Source organism: Methylobacterium sp. J-076, assembly GCF_022829405.1.
In the GTDB taxonomy this organism is placed as follows: Bacteria; Pseudomonadota; Alphaproteobacteria; order Rhizobiales; family Beijerinckiaceae; genus Methylobacterium.
The window spans coordinates 1-25,441 of the sequence record NZ_JAKSXW010000060.1 but is presented as its reverse complement, the minus strand read 5'-3'; the positions used below and the strand labels follow the sequence as shown (position 1 = coordinate 25,441).

The following is a 25,441-nucleotide window of genomic DNA, read 5'->3' as shown; positions in this document are numbered from 1 at the left end:
GGATGCCTCTCGCCAGACACAGGACCAGGTCGGCGTCTACCTGCAGGACCAAGCGAAGTTCGGTGATTTTATCCTGACCCTGAACGGTCGCCATGACTGGGTCTTCCAAGACACCTACGCGACACCTGCCAGTGCGGTGTCATCTCAGAACGACTCAGCCTTCACCGGACGCGTCGGCCTCGGCTACATCCTCGCTCCCGGCCTCGTGCCCTATGCCAGCTATGCCACGACGTTCACGCCGCAGGTCGGCTTCAATAGGAGCGGCCAAGCGTTCAAGTCAGCGACAGGCGACCAGCTTGAGGCAGGGGTGAAGTACCTGATCCCCGGCACGAACATTCAGACTACCTTCGCTGGCTTTGAAATCAATCAGTCGAGCATTCTGATCCCGGACTCGGCCAACCTCGCATTCCAGACTGCAGGCGGCGCCGTACGGTCGAAGGGTTTCGAAGCTGAGGCCACCGCCAACTTGGCTCCTGGCACGAACCTCACCATTGCCTACACTCACGTCGACATCCGATTTGTGAACTCAATCGACTCCACTGGTCAGTCGATCGCCGGGAACCTCGTCTCGGGCATCCCCCAGGACACCTACGCCTCATTCCTCACCTACGCATTCCCGCCATCCTCGCCGCTGCGCGGGCTGCAGATCGGCGGTGGCATCCGCTACATTGGCGCCAGCTACGCCGACGATCAAAATACGGTACGCAACACTGCCGTCACGCTCTACGATGCGCTTGTCGCTTATGATTTTGCTGCGCTTGATCCTAAGTACAAAGGCTTCCGCGCGCAGCTGAATGGTTACAACATTTTCGACCGAAACTTCCAAACCTGCTCATTTGGCTTCTGTAACCGCAATCAGCCAGCCACAGTCATTGGTAGTCTAATCTATCGGTGGTGAGCGGTTTCGTCGCTCGTCAAATGATCAGGCGTTGATCTAATCCAGAAACACAACAACCGCGACCCGCATGATGGCGGGTCGCGGTGGAATCAAAACGGATTTGAGCCAGCTGTGCGCGAGATCGATCTAACCCCGAGCTATCAGGACGCTTTGCGTCTCGCAAAGCTCCGTATCCAGGCGAAGAGCCTGGGACTGAGACTATCGAAGTCGCGCTGGCATCAGCCATACCTTCCAAACCGTGGCGGCTTGGTTCTTCTGAATAGCCGAGACACAATTGTCGCGGGTGCTGGCTACAGCCTTGACCTCACCTCCGTCGAAAAGATCCTTTCGGTGATGGCCGATCAAACGCCGCGATCGATGCTGCAATTGAGCGAGCGTATGGACCGATAGGAAGTCATACTGAAGATCAACCGTACCAATGATAGGCCGACCTTTTCCGGGCCGAAGAGAGGTTGTGAGTGGGCGGAGTGGCAATGTCTGCTTCGATGCCCCTGCCACTCCGAAGCAGACCAGCAGAAATCCACCCCGAGCGGTCATTCGGCTTGCGACCCGAGTCGGTCATCCAGCGGGTCGCAAAAACTTCTCGGAAGCGGTCATGCTTCGACAGTGTGTGTAGTCGGTTCAGCTAAAGAGCCGTCCGTTGGAACCGGTCAAGGTCATGTCATTCATCCGAAGGTTGCGCGTCGGTCTGCGTCAGGGCAATCATTAGGCTGCCGCCGAGCGCGCCCGCCTTGCCGAACAAACGCTCTTGAACGCTGATTGCTAACGGCATGGCTTGCCTGAGAGCGCCGACGCCTGTTTCAGTCACCTTAATGCACTTCGCTCGGGTGTCGGCGACGCTACGTCGCCGTGCAACCAAACCTTTGGCCTCCAACGTCTTAAGCACCTGCGAAACCTGCATCGGGTGAATGTCCCCAAACCGTGCCAGGGTGACCTGCGTCACTGGCTCGCCGGAACGTGCCATCCACGCCGTCATCGCCAGGACCGTGAACTGGAGATGTGTCAGGTCGGCAGCCGCAAGCGCGCGGTCGATCTCGCGCACGTAGCGATGGACGACCCGCCACAGCACAAACCCAACTGCGTTCTCGGGTGCGCCAAGAGTCTCGTTCGCGAACAGATCAGCGAGTGTCTGATGGTCGGTAGCCATAGCTCCTCGTAGCGCCTCCGAGCACGCTGAGCATCCCTTCAACGCCGGGGGTTCACGTAATAAACGTATTTACCATATAGTCGGGTGCTCGTTGGAGGAGCCTTCGATGACCGACCGAACCCTCGACATTGCGTTCTGGAACTACGACCGTACCCGTGCGCTCAGCGACGGTCGCATCAAGATCGACGGCGTTACGGCCCGCTTCCACACGGCCCGCATCGTAACTCAGATCTTCGAGGCGATGATCCGGCAGCGCGCCTACGACGTATCCGAGCTTGGTCTGACCTACTTCCTGCGCACCTTCGCGGATGGCCCGTCGCCTTTCCTCGCGATCCCTATCTTCCCGAACCGCGCGTTCCGCCACTCCGCTATCTACGTCAGCGGAGCCAGCGGCATCCGGCATCCTCAGGATCTCGTGGACCGCACCATCGGTGAGTTGGCGCTCTACGGACACGACGCTGGGGTAATGCCGAAAGGCATCCTCTCGGACGAGTTCGGCTTTAAACCCGAGCGCAACCGCTGGATCGTGGGTGGCATCGACTTTCCGATGGACCCCATAGACTTTGTGCCTCACCCCCACCCGGCCGGTGTCGAGGTTACGATGGCTCCAAAGGGCACCGACCTCGGTGTACTGCTGGAGGCAGGCGAGATCGATGCCTTGATCTCGGCGGACGTGCCCCGCTGCGTGCTCTCAGGCTCGTCGAAGGTCCGCCGCCTCTTCCCGGATCACGAGGCGGTCGAGCGCGACTACTATCGCCGGACGGGTATCTTCCCAATCATGCACACCGTCGTGGTGACGCGCGAACTGGCCGAGCGCGAACCGGATCTCGTTCGCGCGGTCTACAAAGGCTTCTGCGAAGCAAAATCGGCCGAGGTCGCGGGACTGACACATGCGATGACGTTCAACAACATGGCGACGATGGTGCCGTGGTTGACGGATCTGCTTGCCCGCGACCGCGAGCTTCTCGGGGACGATTGGTGGCCCTACGGCATAGCTAGGAACAGGGCGGCTATCGACGCGGTGCTTCGTTACCATCACGAGCAAGGTCTGACCGAACGGCGATTCAAGATTGAGGATGTGTTCGTTCCATACTTGCTCGACGCGTAGGAAGCAGCATTCCGCAGCGGCCATCGATCAGGAGCGGGCGCTACAGTAGCGGCTGCTTCTTTGGCCCCTCGCTCCAAAGCAGACCGGCAGAAATCCACCCCAAGCGGTCATTCGGCTACCGACCCAAGGCAGCCGTACTGACAGCCAACAGCTCTTCCCAAAAGCGGCTACTCGTTGGCCGTCGGGCAACTCCGAAACGCGCCGGCAAACAGGCTTCGACCTCTTGCCATGAAGCCGACGTTCCAAATTGGATGTTCTACAGCGTACCAAGATCCGGATCTTCGGCGTCGTCGCGCCGGTCGAGGTGCAAGTAATTCGGATCGAATTCCGCAAATTCAACCAGCTGCTCCTCGTTGGGGATGCGTAGGCGCTTGTTCTTCCACTCGACCAGTCCCTGGGTGCGCAGATCCTGAAGGACCCGGTTCGCATGCACGCTGGTGATCCCCAATGCGTCCGCGAGATCCGCTTGTGTGATCGGGAACTCGAAGCTGTTATCGCTTACCATGCCAACCACCCGCAGGCGCACGAGCAGCTCGCAGATGAGATGCGCCATCTGACGGTCGGCCTCGCGCTGGCCCATGTTGACGAGCCACTCCCGGAGCGTGCCCTCGTCGACCAGGGTCGCCCACCAGAGTGCCCGCGTGATGCGAGGTTGTTGGGCTGTTAGATCCTCGATGGTGGAGCGCGGGATATCCACGATGGTACAACCCCACCCCGTGCCGATGCTGTGGTCCATCTTGCCGAGAATGGCCACGTGCAGGTCGCAGAAGTCGCCGGGTACCAGGAAGGCCACGATCTGGCGCCGCCCACCGGCGAGGATCTTGTAGCGGCAGGCGAAGCCTTCCATGACGAGGTGCACATTCTCCGGCCGCTCGCCTTCGGAGCTGATGTCCGCATGCCGCACAATACGGCGGGTCCTGCGCGTGAGTTGCTGGAGGACGGCACGGTCTTTGTCGTTCAGACGCGTTCCATATTCGAGCTTCATGATCAGCGGATTAGACATCTACCCCCCTCGCAGCTCGGCCGTGCTCGACCAAGCGGAGATATGGGATCTCCTTCTATCCATCAACTGAAGCCAACCAATTATTGAAAATCCTTATGCGTAAAAATTTTCCTTAACTTGAAGCAGGCTACGAATATTAAATATGTAAAACTTTTCAATTTGCGTTCTGGCAAACTCAGTGTGAAGGCATGGGATATTGGATTTAGAAATTAAATAGATAGAAAAATGATGTGAGTTACAGAACATCTTGTTTTTATATGCCTGATGAAGATATCGCCAGCTGATCGGCTGTAGGCGCTGGCGACTGGGTGAGGCGAGTGCTCCCGCCTGCGATGCGGAGGGCCTGATGACCCGTTTCTTTATCGATACTTTCGACAGCATCGATGTCATAGACAATGTTGGCCAAGATCTGCTGAATGAGGATGCCGTGCGGGAGATTGTCCGCAAAACTTTGGTCGGTATGCTCAGAGACGAGCACAAGGGGCGACCTGCTGCTCAGTATCGAGCTGAAGTTCGTGACGAAGCTGGTAATCGCGTACTAACTGGCTCCGTACTTATCGTCATCGATAAGGCGCCGGAGCGGAAGGCAGCGGCGGCTACCGAGTAGCACCGTCCTCGACTGGGTATCTCCGGGGCCCGCAAGAACTTTTGAACGAACGTGGGTTCGGCATCTGCTCCTATGCGTTGCTGCCTGAAAGCGGACCGTAGCCAATCCATTCTTAGCGGCTACTCCGCCTTCGATCCAACCTAGCCACCCGGAGCCGTGTCCGCACTTCCCCAAAGCGGTCATTCACGACAGTCGAGCAACCTCTTCTCGAACTGACAAGTAAGCCTTGATCAAAAGACAAATTGTTGCGGCCTCACCGTGGCCCACTGCCAGGTGTTTGCGGTTGAGGCAGCAGCCTTCGCGGGTCGACCTAGGCCCGTATTGCTTCCACGACCTAGCCCATCTCATCAGAGTATGCCGATGCTAGGTCGTCATTGCCCCATGTCACGCATCGGCCGTTGCCAGCGCGAACACCGACGCTTCAGGCATTCCGAACCAAGCGGACGTTCCGTCTGTTACCCTTCTGCGACGTTCGCCGAGCACCCGGGAGTATTGCTCGCCTAGTTGCAGCACCGGGTACGCGGCATCAGGGCCTTGCTGCGTTCTATCACGGCCCGAACCAGCGAGCGCACCGAGAACGTCGCAGAATACATCCGCTTCGGTGATTAGCCGTTCACAAGCGGACAGTTGAGGATGGTCGTTACGGCGAGTTTAGGCTTAATGCGCGCAGGATCGAGGGTTTGATCAAAACTATATCGTATCTAACTTAGATCAACCTATGACACTTATCTATATCGTGACGATCATATTGTCGCACGCGCTCGCAGGTTCAGCGTTTTTAAAGGGCAATACGATAAAAACATAACATATATTAGTTATTAGCGGTTCACGCAATGAACGTAGAAGCTGAGCGGCTGCATTCTCTCACTCAACTCGAAATCCTGGACACACCTGCCAGCGAGAGCTTTGATCGCATCACTCGCTTGGCCAGCAAGATATTTAATTTACCGATTGCTGCAGTTTCTCTAACTGATAGCGACCGGCAATGGTTCAAATCGCGGATCGGCGTGGAACACTGGTCGATTCCACGCGAAAAAGCCCCATGCAGCCAAGTCGCGGAAAGCTGTGATGTGGTCGTAATCGAAGATTTTCTTGAGGACCCTTTCTACAACGACAGTTTCTTGGCGAAGGCTGGTATACGGTTCTATGCCGGCGCACCCTTAGTCACGCGTGACGGCTTCGGCCTCGGGGCCATGTGTGTGCTTGGGACGACGCCGCGACGAATACAGAGGGAAGAGTTAACTGCGCTACGTGATCTCGCTGCTACGGTCATGGCGCAGATCGAGTTGCAGCATGCCTTCGGACGAATAGACCCGATCAGTGAACTGCCGAACCGAACGCAGTTCTTTGAGGATCTTAGCGACCTCGCGCGGGACCAAGCGCCTGGGCAGCGACGGACGGCGGTTTTAGTGGACTTGATAGCCGTCGATCAAATGAACCACGTCGTCCGTGTGGTGGGACAGGCCGCCGTGGATGATATGGTCAAGGCAGCAGGAAGGCTCTTTCGTCTATTGATCGGCCCGCAGCAAAAGGCCTACCACGTCGGCGCCACCCAACTCGCGGCGTTAACACCCGCTGGGATGGATGAAATCGCCTGCGGTGATTTCTTGACCGCTCAAGCCGAACGCCTGCGCAATCTCGGGGGGCCACATGCCCTTGGTTCGACGGTTGTCGGCATTGCGCCATTCCCGTTGGGCGGTCTGCCACCCATCGACGTGCTAAGGATCGCTCAGGGAGCGGCGCAGGACGCTCGCTTCACGAACAAGTCGTTCCAGATCCATTCGCAGATCCTTGATACGGCCTCGCAGCGAAGCTTCATGTTGCTTAGGGATTTCGAGGCCGCCCTGCGAAACCCAGCTGAATTACGATTGGTCTATCAGCCTCGTATCGACCTAGCGAGCGGACGCTGCGTAGGTGCCGAGGCGCTGATGCGCTGGACGCATCCAACTCTGGGCCCGGTCTCGCCTGGCGAATTCATCCCACTCATCGAGCGCATGGCTTTGGCGACGCCAGCAACCGCTTGGGTACTAGAGACGGCAATCTCGCAAATCGCTCACTGGCGCGGCGCCGGTATAGACTTGGTCGTCTCGGTCAACATCTCATCCACGAACCTGCATGAGCAGGATTTCGCCTTTCGCGTCAGCAAGGTTCTGGAGCGACATGGCGTGCCCGCTGAATGGCTCGAACTGGAAGTGACCGAGACGGCGGTGATGACCGATACCGCGCAAGCTCTCGTCCAGCTAAATGAGCTTGCAGCGGCCGGCATCCGTTTGGCGATCGATGATTTCGGAACGGGATACAGCAGTCTGGCCTACCTGCAGCGGCTGCCCGTTCATGTTGTGAAGATCGACCGCGCCTTCATGATCGATCTTGATGTTGACCCTCGTCAGCTATCGCTCGTGACAATGATGGTTGCGATGGCCAAACATCTCGGCCACCGCGTGGTTGCAGAGGGCGTGGAGACGCTGGCAGTGTTGAAGCTCGTGCAAGCGACAGATTGCGATGAAGCGCAGGGTTACCACTTTGCGCGTCCGATGGCTGCGGATGAGCTTGTGTATTGGATCGATAGCGACCTACTTAATCTCTCAAGCTGTTAGAGGTGTCGGATTTGAGTGGGTAATAGAGACGTCCGCATTGGCTCAGTTCGATGCCATAGGTTCTTTGGTAATTGCTTGGGGCACATTGGCCGCTTCCGCGGGGTCTGCTTAGCTTGTCGAGCTTCGTGAAAGCGGACTGGCAGAAATCCACCCCTACCGGCCATTCGGCTTGCGACCCAACCCAGCCGTTTAAGACGCAGTCGGCGCTTTCCAAAAGCGGCCGTTCGTCAGTCCCACCGAGGCCATCGTGTCGATCCACTAGAACTGCGAGATCAGACATTGGTCGTGGCCGAGCGAGCATCTTGCGCCTTGGGCGGTAAGTTTGCCTCGAACCGTTCAAGGGCGCGCAAGCCCACGTGAACCACTTCGCTCGTACTGGCGTATCGTCCAGTCGCGAGACGCTCCCTGATGAATGCCTTCAGTTCCGGGGTGATTGAGACGGTGATGGTTTCGCGCAGCGCCATGCCAGTCGGTGGTACGATCCAAAAGCGTCTTACACTTCACGAAGGAGAGATAAGGCTTGGCTTCCGTTCGGCGAGCGGCGGTGTCATCGGGGCCCGCCGCGACCAAATGGTCGAACCGTCTCCATCTGTGAGCACGGCGACACTCAAATTCGTCCCGGTGTCGAGCAGCGAGACAGCTCGGCCAACGCCGCCGCTCCGTCCGGGTCCATGCGGCTGCAACCTTTGTATCAAATGCCGACTTAGATCCAGGTGGTCACATGCCCCGCCTACGAACAGCCGTTCGCCCTCGTCGTCGATGACGAGCCGCTTATCCTCATGGATGCGGTCAGCATCCTGGAGGATGCCGGGTTTCAGATGCTGGAGGCGGGACGCGCCGCACAGGCGCTGCGCCTGCTCGGCCAGCACCACGATCGTGTCAAGCTTTTGTTCAGCGACGTGAACGTGCCGGGAGATATGGACGGTTTCGCCCTCGCGCGAGAAGTCGCCCGGCGTTGGCCATCGATCACGATCGTTGTCGCCTCGGGCCAAACCAAGCCCGGTACCGGAGACCTGCCAGATGGGGCGACGTTCATCAGCAAGCCATTCAGCGCGCAGGTCGTCTACCATCACGTACGAAAAACAATGCCTGAGCATACGCAGCCCGAGCCGCTCAAAATTTGAGGTGAGAGCATACTCAGGACTTGATGACCGCTTCGTGTCCGCCCTTTATTTAACAATTGTTGTTTCATGTTCTGTTCGGCGGCTGCTAGGTGAATGATGCCGAGGGTCGGGAACTCGCGCGAGCGAGCCCGGTGCCGGTCATGTGTACCTCCTCGATCCCCGAAGGTGTCCACGCCGCCGACCGCCTCCAAGCGCTCGACGATTTGGATCTGCTCGACAGCCCACCGGAGGACGATTTCGAAGACATCGTCCATCTGGCCGCCCTCGTGTGTGGCACCCCGGTGGCGCTGGTTTCGCTCGTCGCAGGCGACCGGCATTGGTTCAAGGCGCAGGTTGGCTTCACCCCGTCTCAGACCGATCTCGACGCTTCAGTCTGCGCCCACGCCCTAGCCGCACCCGACCTTCTCATCATACCCGACCTGAGATCCGACCCTCGCACGCGCGACAACCCACTTGTCGTCGGCGAGCCATACATCCGCTTCTATGCCGGGGCCCCCCTGCACGGGCCGGACGGTCAGGCGCTCGGGAGCCTATGCGTCATCGATAGCGAGGCGCGGCCCGGCGGGCTGACTGCGAAGCAGGGGGACGGTCTCCGACGGTTGTCGCGCCAAGTCACGACGATCCTACGCGAACGCCGACAGAACGCTCAGTTGCGAGCCGCACAGGTCGAGCGGGAGGCCAACGCGATCCATTGGCGCAACCTGTTCAGCCAGCTTCACGAGGGCTTCCTCGTTGGCGAAGTGGTCCGCGATGGTGATGGCCGGATCACGGACTGGCGCTTCATTGAGGTCAACCGCGCCTGGAGTGATCTGATCGGGATCTTGCCGGAACAAGCGATCGGCCGCACGGTCCGCGAAGTTTTCCCGGACGTTGATGACGTCTGGATCAAGGAGTTCGCGCAGGTCGTCGAGACCGGCGAGCCGGCCACCTTCAATCGGCAGTCTGGGGTGTTGGACCGTTGGTATGAGGGGCGCGCTCAAAAGCTCGGTCCGGACACCTTCACCGTGCTGTTCCTGGACGTGACCGAGCGGGTCCGCGAAGACCGGGCCACGCGCGCTCGGCAAGCACAGCTGCTCACGATGATGGAGAGCGTACCGATCGGCATTATGCTAGCCGAGGCACCGTCAGGCCGCATCCTGATGGGCAACCGGCGACTTGCCGATATCCTCGGCCACGACACCCTCTACGCCATCTCCGGTAACGCCTACGGCGATTTCATCGCCTACCACGCGGACGGTCGCCGAGTGGATGCCAGCGAGTTTCCGTTGGCGCAGATCAGCAGCGGCGCGTGCGAACGCTCTACGATCGAGGTCCAGTATCAGCGCCCAGACGGCGAACGAAGGTGGATAGCCGTCGCTGGGGAGGCGATCCGGGACGATCGGGGCGAGTTGGTCGGCTCGGTGGTGGCGGTGAGCGACATCGGCAGGCGCAAGGACGCCGACGCGCATCAGGAAGTGCTCAACCGCGAACTGAGCCACCGGCTGAAGAACACCCTGACGCTGGTTCAAGCGATAGCCGCGCAGACGCTGCGAAACGCGCCCGACATCGATACCGCTCGCGAAGCACTGGCCGCACGTTTGATCGCGCTGGGCAAGGCGCACGACATCCTCCTGGATGGGCGCACCGACAGTGCGTGCGTAGCGGCCGTCGTGCGGGGCGCGCTCGACTTGCACGACGACACGGGTTGCCGGTTCCAGATCAGCGGCCCGAGCCTGTTCATAGGCCCTTCCACCACCCTGTCCCTGGGGCTGCTGCTCCACGAACTCGCGACAAATGCTGTGAAATACGGCGCACTCTCCGTGCCGGAGGGCAGTGTGGCGATTGATTGGATCATTGAAGGCGAAGGGCCAGAGGGGACATTCCGGTTCGATTGGCGCGAGCGTGGCGGACCGCGCGTGATCCCATCGACCCGCAGGGGGTTCGGCTCACGCTTGATCGAAAGGGGGCTCTCCGGAGGCGATGTGACGCTGAGCTATCCGACCGACGGAGTGACTTGCACGCTCACGTCACCTCTCGGGGGGCTGCTGGTAGATAAGTAGATGTTCGTTTGCGCATGTGCCGCTGACCCGCGAAAGCCGCACATCGAACCTTCCTAAAGCTTGTTAGGGTCGGAAGCGTGCGGCGCGGGGACGTCTGCTTCTTACGACCGCTGTCCAGAAACGGACGGGCGGGAAACCACCCTCAGCGGTCATTCGGCTTGCGACCCAAACCAGCCGCGCGGACCCCTCCCGTCGCTTCTCTGAAGCGGCCGTTCATCGACGGTCTAGCGTCTTCGCTCGACGCCCCCTTCTGCGGTGCGCGCCTTCTCACCGCGTCTTTTGTAGCAGGTGCCTTAGGAAGCCCAGATGGGCATCAGCATCTACGACGTCAGCGTCCCTGTTTTCGTCAACGCACTTCGCAACATGAGCACTTGGCTCGACAAGGCGGCATCGGAGAAGCCAGAAGCCGAGCTGCTCGTCCGGCGGCTGGCTCCCGACATGAAGCCTCTGCCTGCTCAGTATCAAATGGCATCCGACAGTGCGAAGAACGCGGTGGCACGGCTCGCCGGGATCGAAGCGCCCTCAATGCCCGACGTCGAGACGACCTTCGCCGAACTCAAGGAGCGCTGCGCCAGGACGGTCGCCTTCGTTGAAGGCATCGATCCGGCGGCGCTGGCCTCCGGCGCGAACCGGGAGGTGGAGCTGAAGTTCCCTAATGGCATGGGATACCGCTTCAGTGGGCAGGCCTATCTTACCGGCTTCGCGCTTCCGAATTTCTTCTTCCACGTGACAACTGCCTACGGGATCCTCCGTAGCGCTGGCGTGGGCCTCGGCAAGCCGGATTTTCTCCAGCATCTCGGGCCGCCAAATATTCACGCCGCGAAGTAGTCGCTCCGGCTCCCCGCGGTCGGAGGAGCATTCGACCGTGCCCGACCTAAACAGGTCGTGCTTCAACCCAACGCACGGCGTCGATCAGGGCGCGGAGCGCCGGGGTAGCCTGCTGGCTCGGATGGTAGAGGTGGTAACCGGGGAAAGGCGTGCACCAGTCCGCCAGAACCTGCACGAGGTGACCCGCCTGGATGTCGGCGGCCACATCCTCCTCCAGCATGTAACCAAGCCCGGCACCGGCCCGCACGGCGGCCCCCGACAGAACCGCATCGTTGACGGTGAGTTGCCCGCCCACGCGCACGCGCACGCGCATGTCCTGGCCGTTGCGCGAGAACTCCCACGGCAGCAATCCACCCCCGCCGACCAACCGATAGTTGACGCAGTTGTGCGCCTCCAGATCGGCCGGTGTCTCGGGTCGTGGATGGCGTGCGAAGTAGGCGGGTGTACCGACCACCACGGTGCGCAGGTTCGGTCCCAGGCGCACCGCCACCATGTCGCGCTCCACCGTCTCGCCGAAGCGGATGCCGGCATCGAACCGGGCCGCGACGATGTCGGTCAGGCGGTCGTCGATGACGACCTCGACTGAGACGGCCGGATTATCGAGGAGGATGCGCGGCAGGGCTGGGTCGAGCACTCGGCGCGCGGCCGAGGAAAAAGTCGTCAGCCGCAGCGAACCGGACGGCGCGCCGCGCCAGTCGGCGAGCGCTGCAAGCCCGTGCTCGACCTCCGCCAACGCCGGGGCGAGAGAACGCACGAGCCGCTCGCCCGCCGGCGTCGGAGCGACGCTACGCGTGGTGCGCGCGAGCAGCCGGACCCCGAGCCGTTCCTCCAGCCCCCGTACGGCGTGGCTGAGCGCCGAGGGGGACAAGCCGAGTTCGGCCGCCGCCCGCGTGAAGCTGCGGGTGCGCGCGACAGCCGCGAAGGCCGCGAGATCATCGAGCGTGCCTCGTCGCATTCCTGAACTCCGCTCACAAGCCCTTGCCGATGTTTGGGGCTAATCCCCTACGAACGGCCGCTCTATCCTGTGGGGTATCAGCAGGGATATGCAACAATGGACCTCACGCATTACCGTACGCTCGGCCGCTCCGGCCTTGCGGTCAGTCCGCTTGCACTCGGCACCATGACCTTCGGCACCGCGCGCTGGGGGCTGGACGAGGCCGGCAGCCGCGCCGTGTGCGACGCCTACCTGGAGCGGGGCGGCAATTTCATCGACACAGCCGATGTGTACGCGGGCGGTGAGGGCGAGGCGATGCTCGGCCGCTTCATCGGCGAGCGCAGCTTGCGCGATTGGATCGTCCTCGCGACGAAATCTGGCTTTGCCACGGGCAAGGGGCCGCACGCGGGTGGCAACGGAGCCAAGCATGTTCACGCGGCGCTGGAAGGCTCGCTACGTCGCCTGCAAACCGATTACGTCGATCTCTACTGGGTGCACGTTTGGGACGGGATCACGCCGGCAGAGGAGCTGCTGGAGACCATGGCCGGTCTCGTCCGCGCCGGGAAAATTCGCTATTGGGGCCTGTCGAACACGCCCGCTTGGTATGTCGCCAAGCTCGCGACGCTGGCTGCCCTGCGGGGCCTGCCGGGGCCGATCGCGTTGCAGTACTTCTATGCTCTCGTGAACCGGGAGGTGGAGGACGAGCACATCCCCCTCGCCGCCGAGTTCGGTATGGGCGTGGTGCCGTGGTCGCCGCTCGCCTACGGGCTGCTGAGCGGCAAGTACGACCGTGCGACCGTAGAGGCATCGGGTCCGCGTGCAGGCGGCCTGCCAAAGGATGCGGCACAGTCGGGCGAGATGCGTTCCGCCGAGGCCAAACGGCTCGACGGGGCCAATCCGTTCGGCGACAGCCTGTTTACGCCGCGCAACTGGACCATCGTCGACGAGGTGCGCCGGGTGGCGGAAGACATCGGGCAATCTCCGGCGCGCGTCGCGCTCGCCTGGGTGATCGGACGATTGGGAGTAGCCTCGACGCTAATGGGCGTGAGCCGGCCGGCGCAGGTGGCCGACAACATCGCCGCGCTCGATGTCGTGCTCTCCCCGGAGCATCGCACTGCGCTGGATGCCGTCAGCGCACCAGCGGAGCCGCGCCTCATCTACGGCCTGTCGCGACCGCCGTTGCGGCAGGCCGTCGTGTTCGGCGGCGCGCAGGTCCGAGCCCCTGGCGAGATGCCTTGAGTAAATCCCATCCTCGCTCACTCAATCTCGGGTGTAGCTAGCCTCGCTGTCCGCTAAACGCTTCAAAGCGACGCGCGAGCATCGGTCGATACAAACGCGAGGCAGACGTCCGATTTCATGGACATGCAACCGAAAACCGGACGGGCGGCAAACCACCCCAAGCGGTCATTCGGCTACCGACCCAACTCGGCCGTACAGGTGGTCGCTCGGTTTTCCGGAAAGTAGACACTGATTTGGAACACCTACTTTGCAAGCCGCTCGTCGTGGTGTTGGAATGAGCACGGGATAATTGCACGCTGGCGGCAGTTGATGCAGAACACCGAAGAATTCCGTGCGGAGCAACGCCGGGTAGTGGCCGGAATGGTTTCGGGGCTCGCAATCACGGCCTTGGCATTAATGCTGGCTGCTGCGTGGGAGCCGGTGGGAATGCCGGTAAGACCACTTACTGAACGTCTGCAAGTTGCACTGCGAACAGACCTGTTTGTTATCGGTTGGCTTGCCGCTGCAATCGCGAACGTTGCGAGACTACGATTTTTTTCACCCGACGATATCGCAGGAGGCAAAGTAGGACTTGGATCTAAGTCCATCCAAGATGCTACCGCAATTCTGCAGAACACATTTGAGCAGTGTGTTCTGGCGATCTCTACACACCTAGCGTTCGCGACGGTCTCAGGTCATCCAACCAGTATACTGATAACGCTCGCCATCCTATTTTGTGCCGGACGAGCGATGTTTTGGATCGGCTACCGGCGTGGAGCAAATGGACGTGCTCTAGGGTTTGCCCTGACCTTCTACCCGACGATTGCGATGCTCGGAATGTCGGCTGTCACCATCGCCTTAGGAACAACCCAATAAGACTGCCCCATCGCTTTCGTGCGGTTGAAAGCGGGACTCTGCAATCAACCCCCAAACAGTCTGTCGGATAGCGACCCAACACGGACGCTCCAGTAACGGAGAGAGCATCCCTAAAGTGGTCAGTTGGCTCAATCCGATCCACGTTTCCAACACAGGGGCGGCTGGTGGGCAGTCGCTCATGCTTCGTCATTTCAAATCAAACATCACGGCGATAATCTGATTGCGAACGGATGCAGGGGATATCATGGAAGCTGAAGCAGTCGGTACCTTTGATGTGAAGCTCGCGCCGATCGGCTCCGGTGAAAGCCCGATCAGCAGTATGTCGATTGACAAGACCTTCCACGGCGACCTGCAGGGCTCCAGCGTCGGCCAGATGCTAGCGTTCCGCACCGACGTCGAAGGGTCCGCCGGCTACGTCGCAATGGAGCGCGTCGTCGGAACCCTTGGTGGCCGAGAAGGCTCCTTCACTCTCCAGCATAGCGGGTTGATGGACAGGGGCGCGCCGTCGCTGACCGTCGTCGTGGTGCCGAACTCGGCCAAGGACGGGCTGGAGGGTCTGACAGGGACAATGAACGTCATCGTCACCTCAGGCCGGCATGATTATCAGTTCCGCTATACGCTGCCGGATTAAGCGGACGATCCGGTCATCTTGGCGAGCTTCGCGACCGTATTCATGTTACGCGCCGTCCCGTGCTTTTCGCTTGGGATGCGAAGGCGGGTGTTCGCCATGCCGTCCGGGTAGAATACGAACAACTCTCGCTTCCCGAGGCGGACTTCCTCATTCTTGATCCCGGTCACGCCATCGAGGGGATCGGTAGGAAGCGCCCCGTCCGCGAATAATGCCATGACGCGATTGCTCGGGGCGTCTGCAAAGGGATTGCGGGCGAGCACATCGGCAATTTCGGACGGCGTTCGAACGATCACGCCCACTCGCTTGCCAGTATAGGCGAATAGCTGATCCTCAAGGGCGGATCGCACCTCATACTCGGATCTGTCGCTGCTAAAAATGACGTTGCCGCTGGCGATATAGGTTTTTACCCTCCCAAAGCCGATAGCCTCACACATCTGCGCTAGTATCGTCATCGGCAGCTTACCAGTGCCGCCGACGTTCACGGCGCGGAGAAAGGCCACAAATTTGGTCACCCTTCCCCCCTTGCTCCAAGCATCACGAGAGTACGGCATGGTGGGCCCTTCCCGAAACGCGACCGTCTTTGGAAGGCGGGAAAGTCCATTAATGGCAGCTATCGACGTGCTCTAACCCTGAAGCGGCCGAACCGCTTTCCACCCAACCCAGCCGTTCAGTGGCGCTAGCCAACGCGACCGGAACTGGCAGAAAACGGAACGGCCGCTTAGGAGACATCAGGCCAAAAAGGCGGACGCTTCGCTTCCGACCCAACTCAGCCGTTCGGAAAACGAAAAGCACTTCCCGAATACGGACATCCGTCGGCCACTTCGCATCGTCCGCTCGGGGTGGGGAGCGGATTTTCAATACGCTCGTTCGGACGCAGCTTCTGGAGGACGCAAGACGGAGCAGCACCGTGTGATTGGCAAGCACCGGCCTTTTTGCGAGATTGTCGCATCGCCTGTTCGTGGCGACGGGTACCAGCATGACCGATGCTACACATCGCCTTGTGCAGCGCATTGGGCGCATCTTCTCGCTCAACGAGGATGAGCGGCATGCCCTGGCGACCGTACCAATCATCATGCACACCTTTGCGTCGCACCAGGACATCGTTCAGGAGGGCGATCAACCTGGCCAATGCTGCCTGATCGTAGCAGGCTGGGCCTGCCGCTACCGAATTCTTCAGCATGGCGGACGGCAGATCCTCTCGTTCCACATCCCCGGCGATCTACCTAATATCCATGGCCTTCACCTTCCGGTGACGGACCACAGCCTTGCCGCCGTCACGACTGTCACGGTCGGCTTCGTCAGTCACGCGCAGATCCACGATCTGATCGCGGAGCATCCCCGACTCGGCTCAGCGTTCTGGAAGGACACGCTTATCGACGCCGCAATCTATCGGGAGCGGATCGTCGGCATGGGGCGCAAGGAGGCGCTCCCGCGCATAGCGCATTTCTTCTGCGAGGTGTTCCTACGGATGCAGGCGGTCGACCTGACGACGCAGCACAGTTGCTCTCTGCCGATCACGCAGACCGAAATGAGTGACGCGCTCGGCCTATCTAGCGTCCATGTGAGCCGGGTCTTGCGAGACCTGCGTCACCAGGAATTCATCGCCCTGGACCACCGGACGCTGACCATCCTGGACTGGTCGAGGCTGATGGCACTGGCCGAGTTCAACCCGACCTATCTGCATCAGGACATAAGCGTACCGACCTAACGCAATTTGGTGAATTGGCGTTCTGAAGATAATAAGACTTCGACAATCACCAGCCGGATTCAAGAGTGCTCGTGGCTGAGATGGCCTGACCGGCTGGCTTTGGACCGGGCTGATTGAGAGGATCAGCCAGGACCGAAGGAGTCGGACATGCGGCGAGGTCATAAGACGAACGCGGAGCAGGTCGTGCTGAAGCTGCGCCAGATCGAGGTGCAGACAGCCCAGGGCAAGAGTTTAGCCCTTGCATGCAGGGAGGCGGGGATCTCCGAGCAGAGTTACTACCGCTGGTGCAAGGAGTACGGCGGCCTTTAAGTCGATCAAGCCAAGAAGATGAAGGATCTGGAGCGTGAGAACGCTCGTCTGCGCCGGCTTGTCGCCGACCTTTCGTTGGAGAAGCAGGTGCTGGCGGACGTCGCCTCGGGAAACTTGTAGCCCCCGAGCGACGCCGGCAGGCAGTCGACGGGATCCGGGAAAAGTACGGCCTCTCGGAACGCCACGCCTGCCGGATCGTCGGCCAGCACCGCGGCACGCAGCGCTACGTGCCGACCGTGCCGGCCGATGAGGATGAGCTGACCTAGGCTGTCATCGCTCTGGCGTCTGAGTACGGACGCTACGGCTACCGCCGCGTCACCGCGCTGCTGCAGGCAGCGGGCTGGCCGGTGGGCAAGGACCGGGTCCAGCGCATCTGGCGTCGCGAGGGGCTGAAAGTCCCCAGCCGACATAGACCCCGCAGGCGCCTGTGGCTCAACGACGGCTCATGTGTGCGGCTGCGGCCGCTCCACAGCAATCACGTCTGGAGCTTCGACTTCGTGCAGACCCAGACCCACAACGGCCGGAGGCTACGCATCCTGACGCTACTCGACGAGCACAGCCGAGCCTGCTTGGCGTTGAAGGTGGCGCCACGCAACAACAGCGTCGGCGTGATCGAGGCGCTGGCCGACGCGATGTGCCTCCACGGCATCCCGGAGTACGTCCGCTGCGACAATGGCCCAGAGATGATCTCGAAGGCGCTGCGCAACTGGGTCGCCAAGGCCGGCTCGCAGATCCTGTACATCGCGCCAGGATCCCCGTGGGAGAACGAGTACTGTGAGAGCTTCAACGGCAAGCTTCGTGACGAGTGCCTACGCCAGGAGATCTTCTACTCGCTGAAGGAGGCGCAGATCGTGATCGGGCTGTGGCAAACCACCTACAACCGCGTCCGACCGCATTCGTCGCTGGGCTATCGGCCGCCCGCGCCCGTCAGCTACCCGAATCTGGCCTTCCGGCTACCCATGACCGCGACCATGCAGTAGTCTCTCAATTGGCTCGGTTCAAAAGACCGGTCAGGCCACGCGCCACAGCGATGACGTCACGGCCGGCAGCGCGGCGCATCCTCCGCCTGTCGGCGAATCGCGTCGGCATAATCCATCGCTCACGGTCCCTCACGGGCCGCGGTCCAGACAAGCCTTCCCCGTTGCCGAAACCGAGGTTTCAGCTTGACTCCCGGTGGGGAGCTATGGCTTGTGAGGGGAAGCAACTCGCGCCTCACAAGGCCCCAGGTTTTCAGCAGGCTCCCGTTTGGCGACGGGGGCCTGTTGGCTTTTCAGGGTCTATCTCGCGGCGATTGCTCTCCTGATCCGGCCCACGACTCGCCAGGGCGAGCCCGGCCGGGACCGTCCATGTCGGCCGGAGGGCACGGTTAAGTCAACGTTGGGGAATGATCAGCGCGACCATGCAGGCCAAGCCCTTGACCCTCGCCGACCTGCGCAATGCCGGGATCATCACCAGCACGGAGATCGTTGCGGCGATCGATCTCTTCATGCGCGATCCAGCTGCCCCTCTCTACCGCTTTGCAAGCGGACATACGCTCGACGTCGCCGGGATCCTAGCAGTCGAGATGATGGGCGACGCACTCCCAGCTCAATCAATTCTGCAGGAAAAAATTTTGAGGACAAAGATTGCAGCCGCAATCATGGCGGCGCACCCCGTCTCGCCGTGACGATGATTTTATTCGCCTGGAACGCTTTGGTGCGCCCAGCGCTAGTCTGAATGACATTTGTCGAGCTCGTACATGCTTTTCTCGGTGAGGCCGCGGTAGCGGTTGTCGTTACCGATGCCCAACTGGATCGCCCAGGACCGACGATCCTATATGCCAACGCTGCGTTTGGACGTTTGACCGGCCGTGATCACATCGAAGTCATAGGGATGAGACCCTGCTTCATGCAGGGTAAGGAAACCCGTCGTGTAACACTCGATGCGTTCCACCACGCTCTCTCAGCAGGTAGGCGATTTCATGCCTTCCTAACGAATTACCGCCCCGACGGTACGAGATACCGAGTCGAGATCGACTGTCGACCATTCCGCGGAGTGGACGGAAGGCTCGTCGCATTCATCGCCTTCCAGCGTGAAGTCATACGTCGTGTCGGTCGTCCTACGTCCGGCGAAGGTGGGCGTTACGCCTCGCGCGACTCAAGTAACAATTTATTAGCACACCACCTGCGCGCGATGCGGGTATTCGAGCCGGGACTGATTTTCGAGCGTGAGATTGACGGATTTGGTTCATGAGAACCTCTAAATTATAATCTATGTTACTAAAATAATCGGCAGCATTGGGTGGTAATTAATAACTAATTAATTATTAAAACTGACATTGACATCGCTCAGGAATGAAGCGTTGCGAAGATCGCGCTCGTCGTCTTGGTGCCCCACCATCGCCGCCCGTGTGGCTGTGTCTATCTGCGTCCCGCACAGGACGGGGATAAGAAAATCTTTCGGCTCGAATTATTGAGCGGTCAAACCATGCGCCTGCACCTCTCTCTCAAAACATCGCTTTCCGCTGCCTTCAGCGTGCTAGCTATAATTTGTGCCGCCCAAGGTGCCGTTTCTATTATCAAGCTTAGCGGCGTTCGTCACGGGGTCGTCGAAGTCGCGACCAACTGGCTCCCCTCGGTCGTCGCCCTGAACGACATCCGAGCTGCCAGTTCGGAGGTGCGTATTAAGCAGCTGCGCCTCCTCGCCCTCTCAGATACCCCCGCGCATCTCGCCGAGAACGAGGCGGCCCTCGCTGCGACCCATGACGCGCTCGCTGCCGCACGCCGGGTTTACGAGCCAATGATCTTGTCGTTGGAGGAGCGGGCGATCTATGACGCCTTTGCCGTAGCCTGGAGCAGTTTCGCACGCGCAGACGCGCAGACGCGGCACCTGATGGAAGCTGGCCAAAAATCTGAAGCAGTCTCCCTGCTCAGCGGGCCGGAGGCGGTTCGCTTCTACGATGAGGCACGCACCGCATTGCAGCGCAACGTCAAGCTGAACGAAGGCGGCGCACGGCAAGATGCGGATGCGGCGTTGGCCGATGTCGGAACCGCAACAACAATGGCCTACGTCGCCGCCACGCTGGCGCTACTCATCGCGTTCGCCGCCTCCGCCTTCGGCTTTCTCCGGGTATCCCGACCTATCACCCGGATGACGGAGGCGATGCAGATCCTGGCCGATGGGGATACTGCGGCCGAGGTACCTTTCCGTAGTCGGCGGGACGAGATCGGTGCGATGGCCACCGCGGTGCAGGTGTTCAAGGACAACCTGATCCGCACCCGTAAGCTCGAGGAGGATACGGCACAGTCCCGCCTTGCTGCTGAAGAGCAGCGCAAGGCCGGTATGCGCCAGATGGCCGACGGCTTCGAGGCGGCAGTGGGTGGCGTCATCGGCATGGTGTCGTCCTCGGCCACCGAGCTGCAGGCCACGGCGCAGCAGATGACCTCGACGGCCGCCCAGACGGCCAGCCAGTCTACCGCGGTGGCCGCTGCCGCCGAGGAGGCTGCGTCCAACGTCAACACCGTCGCCGCGGCCGCCGAGGAACTCGGCTCCTCGGTGCAAGAGATCGGCCGTCAGGTCGATGGCTCGGCTGAGTTGGCGCGGTTTGCCGTCATGGAGGCCGATCAGACGGGCGCACTAGTTCAGGAACTCAGCGCGACGGTCGCTCGGATCGACGACGTGGTTGGCCTGATCTCAACCATCGCCAGTCAGACCAACCTCCTGGCGCTCAACGCGACGATCGAGGCGGCCCGGGCGGGCGAGGCCGGCAAGGGCTTCGCCGTCGTCGCCGCCGAGGTGAAGGCACTGGCCGATCAGACCGCCAGGGCGACGAGTGATATCTCGGGGCAAATCGCACGGATCCAGGCCTCGACCGCGCAGGCCGTCGCCTCGATCGGTGGGATCACCGGGCGCATCCGCGAGATCAGTGCAGTGGCGACCTCAATTGCAGCCTCGGTCGAGCAGCAGGGGGCGGCGACGCAGGAGATCGTACGCAACGTGGCGCAGGCCTCGGCGGGGACCAGCGAAGTGACGGGCAACATCTCTGGTGTGGCGGGGGCGGCGGAAGAAACCGGTGCCGCGGCGAGCCAGGTACTGGGGGCGGCCTCGGAGCTCTCCCGTCAGTCCGAGCATCTGACGGCCGAGGTGGGCCGCTTCCTCGCCACCATCCGCGCCGCGTGAGGGGGGGGCGTGATGACTGAGCCTTCCTCCACCGTCCACCGTCTCGATCTCGCTGGCGCCGATCGCCTAACCAGCGTCCTGATGAAGGCTTTCGAGATCGGCGATAGCATCGACCCACTCAATCCGCACAGGGCGCAGCTCAAAAGCCTCGGCCCCTCACTCGAGCACCTGTTTGAGGATCTCCGTCGCGAGATCGCCGCACTCTCTGCCGCGTCCGATGCCCCTCAACCGGGACACATCATTCAGTGTCAGACGCTGGAGCGCCTGTCTGCTCAGGTGAGCAAGCTCATGGATGCGGTGCGCACCGTCGCGTCCTGAGTCGCCTCAGAACAAGCCATCCCATCCCCTCCGTCCGATAGGAGAGCGTCACCGTGGATGTCCTGCTCGTCGACGATAGCACGACGGTGCTGATGCGGCTTCAACGGCTGCTGGAAGCCGAGCACGCAGCCGCCGTGGTCGCCCACAATGATCCGCTCGCTGCGCTCATCGAGGGCCGCACGCGTGCCTTCGACCTCGTTCTAGTGGATCAGAACATGCCGGAGATGGACGGCATCTCCCTCATCCGTGAGCTGCGGACCATCGCGCACTATGCGCAGGTACCGATCGCGATGATCACCGCCGACGCTTCGGAGGTGGTTCGCCTGGCCGCACTGGAAGCCGGCGCCACCGACTTCCTCGATAAGCGTGCCAAGGGGATCGAAATGAGCGTGCGCCTGCGCAATCTCGTGCGCCTGGCCAACGCCGTCCGGCGCCTGGACGAAGCTGCCTCCTCCATGGCGGGGGAGATCGAGCGTGCGACGCGCCATCTGCACGAGAGGGAGGCGGAGGTTATCTTTCGCCTCGCCCTGGCGGTGGAGTACCGCGACAACGATACGGGCGACCATACATGGCGGGTCGCACGCTACAGCCAGATCATCGCCAAGGCGTTGGGCTTGGAGCCGGAATTCTGCTGGCGCATCAAGTTGGCGGCTCCGCTGCACGATGTCGGCAAGGTCGCTGTGCCCGATGGCATCCTACTCAAAAAGGGGCGGCTGGACGAAGCGGAGTTCGCGGTCATCCGGACCCACCCCGTGGTTGGCAAGCGCATCCTTGATGGAAGTGCATGTGAATTGATCCAATTGGCTGCCATCATCGCCGAAGCGCATCATGAGCGGTGGGACGGGGGTGGTTACCCGCACGGGCTGGCTGGCCTCGACATCCCGCTCCCTGCCCGGATCGTCGCGGTGGCGGACGTGTTCGATGCCCTGACGACGGCGCGGCCCTACAAGGCGGCGATGGAGTTCGAGGAGGCATTCCGGTGCGTGCAAGCGGAGCGGGGTAAACACTTCGACCCGGCCTGCGTCGATGCATTCGCTTCCGCCTTGGACGATGTGCGGGCTGTTCACTCGGCAAAGGTCAGAGGGCCACTGGCCACGCTGCTGCGCAGTATCGAGCCCTGGGCGCGGATACCTGAGCTTCCGCGCGAGGTCGCTGCTGCCGAATGAGCGTCCGGCGCGACGGGGCTCGATCAATCGAGGATGTAAGTCATGAGCGCGACCATCATCTCGCTGCAGGAGCGGCAAGCCTCGGCCGCCATAGCCGCCGGGATAGGCCTGCCATCATCGACCGCGATCGAAGCTGCCACCCTGGAGTTGTGGCGTCGCCACGATGAGCTTCTTTCGGTTCTAGAAGGATTACGACAGCCGGACCTAGAGGTTCATACCCTCTTCGCACCGCAGATTGCGTGCTTGGAGGCAACGGTGGTCCGGACGATTGCCGAAGTCGGTCTATTGATCCGAAGGGCCGAACGTTTAAGCGCGGGTTTGACCTGATCCTTCGGCTAACAAACGCGCACTCCGTCGCAGGTTGCTCATATTATTCGAGCACCATGACAGCGCCGGTGGCTGCCCTCACCAGATCATCTCCCGCATATGAGCCGGGTCCGTCGACGCCCCGGGCTGCGCTCAACAAGTTTCCGTACCTGTCGGGCGGGCCGATAGATCTTCCTCCCCAGGAAACCCGACGGTGACTGGGTATAGGTGGGCGAGGTGCCGTACGTAGTGCTGGTGTGCGCTCGCCAGAATTTCGCGGATGGCATCGTGCCACCAGTCATCCGGGGCACCGCGGGGTTCCAGCAGAGGCCCAGTATCGTAGGCCGGTAACACGCTCACTCTCCCGTCGGTCATAATTGCTCCTCCGCACGACGAAGGTGCTCAACGCTGTCGGTTTGCAGTTGAGACGGCACCTTAGCTTTTTGGCGAAATGAAAAGCCAATCATCGCCGACATCCTAGATCAATCGGCAGCATCATTAAATGAAAATGTTAACAAACTTCCTGATGAAGCCGAGAATATGACGTATCCCGTGCAAACTATCTTGCGACTGGTCGTCAGTGAAATATAACATACATTATTGTTATACAATGATGTAAGTAATCGAGTTGTGCAAATGGCATGACGTTGGAGTTGAGACAATTACAGATTGGTTTACTTCAAAGACTATAAATCACAAGGAAGTCAGAATCGTATATTGACTGCGTCAATAATCCGCCCAACCTATTTTTCAACATCATAGTACTGGTGGGGATGATAATTGCCACGAGATCCAACAGCGGAATTGACCGATAGGCATGCGATGGCAGCGCGTTTGTTGGAAGATGCAGAAAGGAAGTCTGCTGCCAAACGAACGTGGGAGTGTCAGCAACTGATCGCAAAGTTCGGTGCTTCGCCACTGAGGGCTTACGTGACAGTAAGGTCTGATGCGGTCGTTGCGCACCAATTAGACCGCCGCGCATAGCGGCTCTGCATAGAGACTCGCTTCGACCCGCGACACATCCGACGAACGCGTTGCTCACGAGGCGCCCGGCTCACCTCGTTCGAGCCGCCAGCGGGATTCAGCGACCGGTACCGCGCTGGCAGGCTGGACTGTCACTCTCGATCATGCGGGTAAGCGCGGCGAGGAATTCGGTGGAGAGCGCCTTGTCGGGCTTCGGGGCAGGCTGGCGGGCGGCTGGCCTGCCCCCTGAAAAGTGGTCCTCCCTGAGATATGGCTTTGAGCCGTGTGGAGGATGTCATCATGGGACGGAAGAAGCATACGGCTGAAGAGATTGTTGCCAAGCTGCGCCAAGTTGACGTTCTCGTCTCGCGGGGTCGGAAGGTTGCTGAAGCGATCCGGTCCATAGAGGTGACCGAGGTCACGTACTATCGTTGGCGTTCTGAGTACGGTGGCTTGAAGGGTGATCAGGTCAAGCGACTGAAGTCTCTGGAGACGGAGAGCCAGCGTCTTCGTCGGGCGATCTCGGATTTGACCTTGGAGAAGCTGATCCTGAAGGAGGCAGCCTCGGGAAACTTCTGAGCCCGGCTCGCCGCCGGGCTTGTGTTGACTACGTCGTTGCCGAGCACGGCGTATCCGAACGCTTCGCCTGTCGTGTTCTGGGCCAGCATCGCTCGACGCAACGCAAATCCGCCGTCGTCGTCGAGGACGAGGTCGCTCTGACGGCTGCCATCGTCGCTCTCGCACTCCAGTACGGGCGCTACGGCTACCGTCGGATCACGGCCTTGCTTCGGCGTGACGGCTGGACGGTGAACGTGAAGCGGGTCGAGCGGATCTGGCGACGAGAGGGGCTCAAGGTCCCGGCTTGCCAGCCCAAACGGGCACGCCTTTGGCTCAACGACGGCTCCTGCCTTCGCTTACGGCCCGAGCGTCCCGACCACGTTTGGTCGTACGACTTCGTCGAGCACCGCACGCACAACGGGCGCAAGTACCGGATGCTGAACGTCATCGATGAGTTCACGCGCGAGTGCCTGGCCATCCGGATCGCTCGTAAGCTCAAGGCACTCGACGTCATCGACATGCTCTCGGATCTGTTCAGTCTGCGCGGTGTGCCAAGCCATGTCCGTTCGGACAATGGACCTGAGTTCATCGCTCGATCTGTCCGAGACTGGATCGCAGTGGTTGGATCAGCAACTGCCTACATCGAGCCGGGCAGCCCGTGGGAGAACGGGTACTGCGAGAGCTTCAACGCGAAGCTGCGCGACGAACTCCTCAACGGCGAGGTGTTCTACACGCTCAAGGAAGCCCGCGTCGTGATCGAGCAATGGCGGAGGCACTACAACACCCTCCGACCGCACTCGTCGCTCGGCTACCAGCCGCCTGCGCCAGAGGTCGTCATCTGGCCAACCGAACCGAGCGGATCAGTGCCGTCCGCCCCTCCTGCCATCGTCACACGACCGACGATGCACTAACTTCAAACCCGGGCCACCGAATGGGGGCAGGCCA

Annotated in this window: 24 protein-coding genes and 1 pseudogene; 20 read left to right on the top strand and 5 right to left on the bottom strand. The window is 60.9% G+C overall.

All coding sequences use genetic code 11. The features are described from left to right. Nucleotides 1–898 (top strand): TonB-dependent receptor domain-containing protein (locus MKK53_RS04510; RefSeq protein WP_243927270.1); only part of this gene is annotated, 898 nt, incomplete at its 5' end. 111 nt (nt 899–1,009) lie between these two features. Then, nucleotides 1,010–1,288 (top strand): hypothetical protein, encoded by a 279-nt coding sequence (locus tag MKK53_RS04505; RefSeq protein ID WP_243927268.1) that lies wholly within the window; start codon nt 1,010–1,012, stop codon nt 1,286–1,288. A 271-nt stretch (nt 1,289–1,559) separates the two neighbouring features. Here MKK53_RS04505 and MKK53_RS04500 read toward each other — a convergent pair whose 3' ends face one another. Then, entirely contained in the window at nt 1,560–2,045 is a 486-nt protein-coding gene (locus tag MKK53_RS04500; RefSeq protein ID WP_243927266.1) for a MarR family winged helix-turn-helix transcriptional regulator, read from the bottom strand. 106 nt (nt 2,046–2,151) lie between these two features. Here MKK53_RS04500 and MKK53_RS04495 point away from each other — a divergent pair, with 106 nt between their 5' ends. Next, on the top strand, nt 2,152–3,153 hold the full coding sequence (locus tag MKK53_RS04495) for an ABC transporter substrate-binding protein (RefSeq protein ID WP_243927264.1): 1,002 nt from the start codon (nt 2,152–2,154) through the stop codon (nt 3,151–3,153). 256 nt (nt 3,154–3,409) lie between these two features. Here the strand turns inward: MKK53_RS04495 and MKK53_RS04490 are convergent, their stop codons facing one another. After that, nucleotides 3,410–4,156 (bottom strand): Crp/Fnr family transcriptional regulator, encoded by a 747-nt coding sequence (locus MKK53_RS04490; protein ID WP_243927262.1) that lies wholly within the window; start codon nt 4,154–4,156, stop codon nt 3,410–3,412. A gap of 346 nt (nt 4,157–4,502) precedes the next feature. Here MKK53_RS04490 and MKK53_RS04485 point away from each other — a divergent pair, with 346 nt between their 5' ends. Together MKK53_RS04485 and MKK53_RS04480 are read left to right on the top strand one after the other, a co-directional pair. Then, nucleotides 4,503–4,763, top strand: coding sequence for a DUF6894 family protein (locus MKK53_RS04485; protein WP_243927260.1), 261 nt, complete (start codon nt 4,503–4,505; stop codon nt 4,761–4,763). Nucleotides 4,764–5,596: 833 nt separating this feature from the next. Further along, a complete protein-coding gene (locus tag MKK53_RS04480; protein WP_243927258.1) occupies nt 5,597–7,360 on the top strand; it encodes a putative bifunctional diguanylate cyclase/phosphodiesterase in 1,764 nt (587 codons plus the stop codon). Nucleotides 7,361–7,632: 272 nt separating this feature from the next. On the opposite strand, the gene MKK53_RS04475 is transcribed toward MKK53_RS04480, so the two are convergent. Continuing rightward, nucleotides 7,633–7,824, bottom strand: a complete 192-nt coding sequence (locus tag MKK53_RS04475; protein ID WP_243927230.1) for a type II toxin-antitoxin system ParD family antitoxin — start codon at nt 7,822–7,824, stop codon at nt 7,633–7,635. Nucleotides 7,825–8,073: 249 nt separating this feature from the next. On the opposite strand from MKK53_RS04475, the gene MKK53_RS04470 reads away from it, so the two are divergent. The 3 genes from MKK53_RS04470 to MKK53_RS04460 all read left to right on the top strand — a co-directional run bounded on the left by MKK53_RS04470 (nt 8,074) and on the right by MKK53_RS04460 (nt 11,351). Next, the gene (locus MKK53_RS04470) at nt 8,074–8,484 is read left to right on the top strand and encodes a response regulator (protein WP_313901525.1); all 411 of its coding nucleotides are present in this window, start codon (nt 8,074–8,076) and stop codon (nt 8,482–8,484) included. A gap of 140 nt (nt 8,485–8,624) precedes the next feature. Then, nucleotides 8,625–10,523 (top strand): HWE histidine kinase domain-containing protein, encoded by a 1,899-nt coding sequence (locus MKK53_RS04465; RefSeq protein WP_243927226.1) that lies wholly within the window; start codon nt 8,625–8,627, stop codon nt 10,521–10,523. A gap of 306 nt (nt 10,524–10,829) precedes the next feature. Continuing rightward, nucleotides 10,830–11,351 carry a DUF1993 family protein gene (locus MKK53_RS04460; protein WP_243927224.1) on the top strand — a complete coding sequence of 174 codons (522 nt, stop codon included), beginning with the start codon at nt 10,830–10,832 and terminating at the stop codon, nt 11,349–11,351. A 46-nt stretch (nt 11,352–11,397) separates the two neighbouring features. Here MKK53_RS04460 and MKK53_RS04455 read toward each other — a convergent pair whose 3' ends face one another. Further along, the gene (locus MKK53_RS04455; protein WP_243927222.1) at nt 11,398–12,306 is read right to left on the bottom strand and encodes a LysR family transcriptional regulator; all 909 of its coding nucleotides are present in this window, start codon (nt 12,304–12,306) and stop codon (nt 11,398–11,400) included. A gap of 96 nt (nt 12,307–12,402) precedes the next feature. On the opposite strand from MKK53_RS04455, the gene MKK53_RS04450 reads away from it, so the two are divergent. From MKK53_RS04450 to MKK53_RS04440, 3 genes are all read left to right on the top strand, one after another. After that, nucleotides 12,403–13,524 carry an aldo/keto reductase gene (locus MKK53_RS04450; RefSeq protein ID WP_243927220.1) on the top strand — a complete coding sequence of 374 codons (1,122 nt, stop codon included), beginning with the start codon at nt 12,403–12,405 and terminating at the stop codon, nt 13,522–13,524. A gap of 309 nt (nt 13,525–13,833) precedes the next feature. Then, nucleotides 13,834–14,379 (top strand): MAPEG family protein, encoded by a 546-nt coding sequence (locus tag MKK53_RS04445; RefSeq protein WP_243927218.1) that lies wholly within the window; start codon nt 13,834–13,836, stop codon nt 14,377–14,379. A 244-nt stretch (nt 14,380–14,623) separates the two neighbouring features. Beyond that, complete coding sequence (locus MKK53_RS04440; protein ID WP_243927216.1) at nt 14,624–15,010, top strand: DUF3224 domain-containing protein; 387 nt, start codon at nt 14,624–14,626, stop codon at nt 15,008–15,010. Here MKK53_RS04440 and MKK53_RS04435 read toward each other — a convergent pair. Next, nucleotides 15,007–15,522 (bottom strand): DUF1697 domain-containing protein, encoded by a 516-nt coding sequence (locus tag MKK53_RS04435; RefSeq protein ID WP_243927214.1) that lies wholly within the window; start codon nt 15,520–15,522, stop codon nt 15,007–15,009. The genes MKK53_RS04440 and MKK53_RS04435 overlap by 4 nt on opposite strands. A 401-nt stretch (nt 15,523–15,923) precedes the next feature. On the opposite strand from MKK53_RS04435, the gene MKK53_RS04430 reads away from it, so the two are divergent. The 9 genes and pseudogenes from MKK53_RS04430 to MKK53_RS04395 all read left to right on the top strand — a co-directional run bounded on the left by MKK53_RS04430 (nt 15,924) and on the right by MKK53_RS04395 (nt 25,407). Beyond that, nucleotides 15,924–16,718, top strand: coding sequence for a Crp/Fnr family transcriptional regulator (locus MKK53_RS04430; RefSeq protein ID WP_243927211.1), 795 nt, complete (start codon nt 15,924–15,926; stop codon nt 16,716–16,718). Between the two features lie 147 nt (nt 16,719–16,865). Beyond that, a pseudogene (locus MKK53_RS04425) lies at nt 16,866–18,007 on the top strand (IS3 family transposase). 404 nt (nt 18,008–18,411) lie between these two features. Next, on the top strand, nt 18,412–18,693 hold the full coding sequence (locus MKK53_RS04420; RefSeq protein ID WP_243927209.1) for a hypothetical protein: 282 nt from the start codon (nt 18,412–18,414) through the stop codon (nt 18,691–18,693). Nucleotides 18,694–18,743: 50 nt separating this feature from the next. Beyond that, nucleotides 18,744–19,259 carry a PAS domain-containing protein gene (locus MKK53_RS25650; protein WP_409564270.1) on the top strand — a complete coding sequence of 172 codons (516 nt, stop codon included), beginning with the start codon at nt 18,744–18,746 and terminating at the stop codon, nt 19,257–19,259. A gap of 234 nt (nt 19,260–19,493) precedes the next feature. Continuing rightward, nucleotides 19,494–21,185, top strand: a complete 1,692-nt coding sequence (locus tag MKK53_RS04415; protein ID WP_243927207.1) for a methyl-accepting chemotaxis protein — start codon at nt 19,494–19,496, stop codon at nt 21,183–21,185. A gap of 12 nt (nt 21,186–21,197) precedes the next feature. After that, complete coding sequence (locus tag MKK53_RS04410; protein ID WP_243927204.1) at nt 21,198–21,503, top strand: hypothetical protein; 306 nt, start codon at nt 21,198–21,200, stop codon at nt 21,501–21,503. A 53-nt stretch (nt 21,504–21,556) separates the two neighbouring features. Then, entirely contained in the window at nt 21,557–22,669 is a 1,113-nt protein-coding gene (locus MKK53_RS04405) for an HD domain-containing phosphohydrolase (RefSeq protein ID WP_243927202.1), read from the top strand. 42 nt (nt 22,670–22,711) lie between these two features. Further along, nucleotides 22,712–22,996, top strand: coding sequence for a hypothetical protein (locus MKK53_RS04400; RefSeq protein WP_243927200.1), 285 nt, complete (start codon nt 22,712–22,714; stop codon nt 22,994–22,996). A gap of 1,242 nt (nt 22,997–24,238) precedes the next feature. Then, a protein-coding gene (locus MKK53_RS04395) for an IS3 family transposase (protein ID WP_243927198.1) occupies nt 24,239–25,407 on the top strand; the annotation gives its coding sequence in 2 pieces (ribosomal slippage) (nt 24,239–24,503 and nt 24,503–25,407; 1,170 coding nt in all). Nucleotides 25,408–25,441: the final 34 nt, after the last annotated feature.

Excerpts from the sequence above, each read along its gene's own strand:
- MKK53_RS04490 (WP_243927262.1), bottom strand. The coding sequence starts at position 4,156 with ATGTCTAATCCGCTGATCATGAAGCTCGAATATGGAACGCGTCTGAAC.
- MKK53_RS04445 (WP_243927218.1), top strand. The coding sequence starts at position 13,834 with ATGCAGAACACCGAAGAATTCCGTGCGGAGCAACGCCGGGTAGTGGCC.
- MKK53_RS04495 (WP_243927264.1), top strand. The coding sequence starts at position 2,152 with ATGACCGACCGAACCCTCGACATTGCGTTCTGGAACTACGACCGTACC.
- MKK53_RS04420 (WP_243927209.1), top strand. The coding sequence starts at position 18,412 with ATGATCAGCGCGACCATGCAGGCCAAGCCCTTGACCCTCGCCGACCTG.
- MKK53_RS04440 (WP_243927216.1), top strand. The coding sequence starts at position 14,624 with ATGGAAGCTGAAGCAGTCGGTACCTTTGATGTGAAGCTCGCGCCGATC.
- MKK53_RS04480 (WP_243927258.1), top strand. The coding sequence starts at position 5,597 with ATGAACGTAGAAGCTGAGCGGCTGCATTCTCTCACTCAACTCGAAATC.
- MKK53_RS04460 (WP_243927224.1), top strand. The coding sequence starts at position 10,830 with ATGGGCATCAGCATCTACGACGTCAGCGTCCCTGTTTTCGTCAACGCA.
- MKK53_RS04410 (WP_243927204.1), top strand. The coding sequence starts at position 21,198 with ATGACTGAGCCTTCCTCCACCGTCCACCGTCTCGATCTCGCTGGCGCC.
- MKK53_RS04415 (WP_243927207.1), top strand. The coding sequence starts at position 19,494 with ATGCGCCTGCACCTCTCTCTCAAAACATCGCTTTCCGCTGCCTTCAGC.
- MKK53_RS04450 (WP_243927220.1), top strand. The coding sequence starts at position 12,403 with ATGGACCTCACGCATTACCGTACGCTCGGCCGCTCCGGCCTTGCGGTC.
- MKK53_RS25650 (WP_409564270.1), top strand. The coding sequence starts at position 18,744 with ATGACATTTGTCGAGCTCGTACATGCTTTTCTCGGTGAGGCCGCGGTA.
- MKK53_RS04400 (WP_243927200.1), top strand. The coding sequence starts at position 22,712 with ATGAGCGCGACCATCATCTCGCTGCAGGAGCGGCAAGCCTCGGCCGCC.
- MKK53_RS04455 (WP_243927222.1), bottom strand. The coding sequence starts at position 12,306 with ATGCGACGAGGCACGCTCGATGATCTCGCGGCCTTCGCGGCTGTCGCG.
- MKK53_RS04475 (WP_243927230.1), bottom strand. The coding sequence starts at position 7,824 with ATGGCGCTGCGCGAAACCATCACCGTCTCAATCACCCCGGAACTGAAG.
- MKK53_RS04465 (WP_243927226.1), top strand. The coding sequence starts at position 8,625 with ATGTGTACCTCCTCGATCCCCGAAGGTGTCCACGCCGCCGACCGCCTC.
- MKK53_RS04485 (WP_243927260.1), top strand. The coding sequence starts at position 4,503 with ATGACCCGTTTCTTTATCGATACTTTCGACAGCATCGATGTCATAGAC.
- MKK53_RS04500 (WP_243927266.1), bottom strand. The coding sequence starts at position 2,045 with ATGGCTACCGACCATCAGACACTCGCTGATCTGTTCGCGAACGAGACT.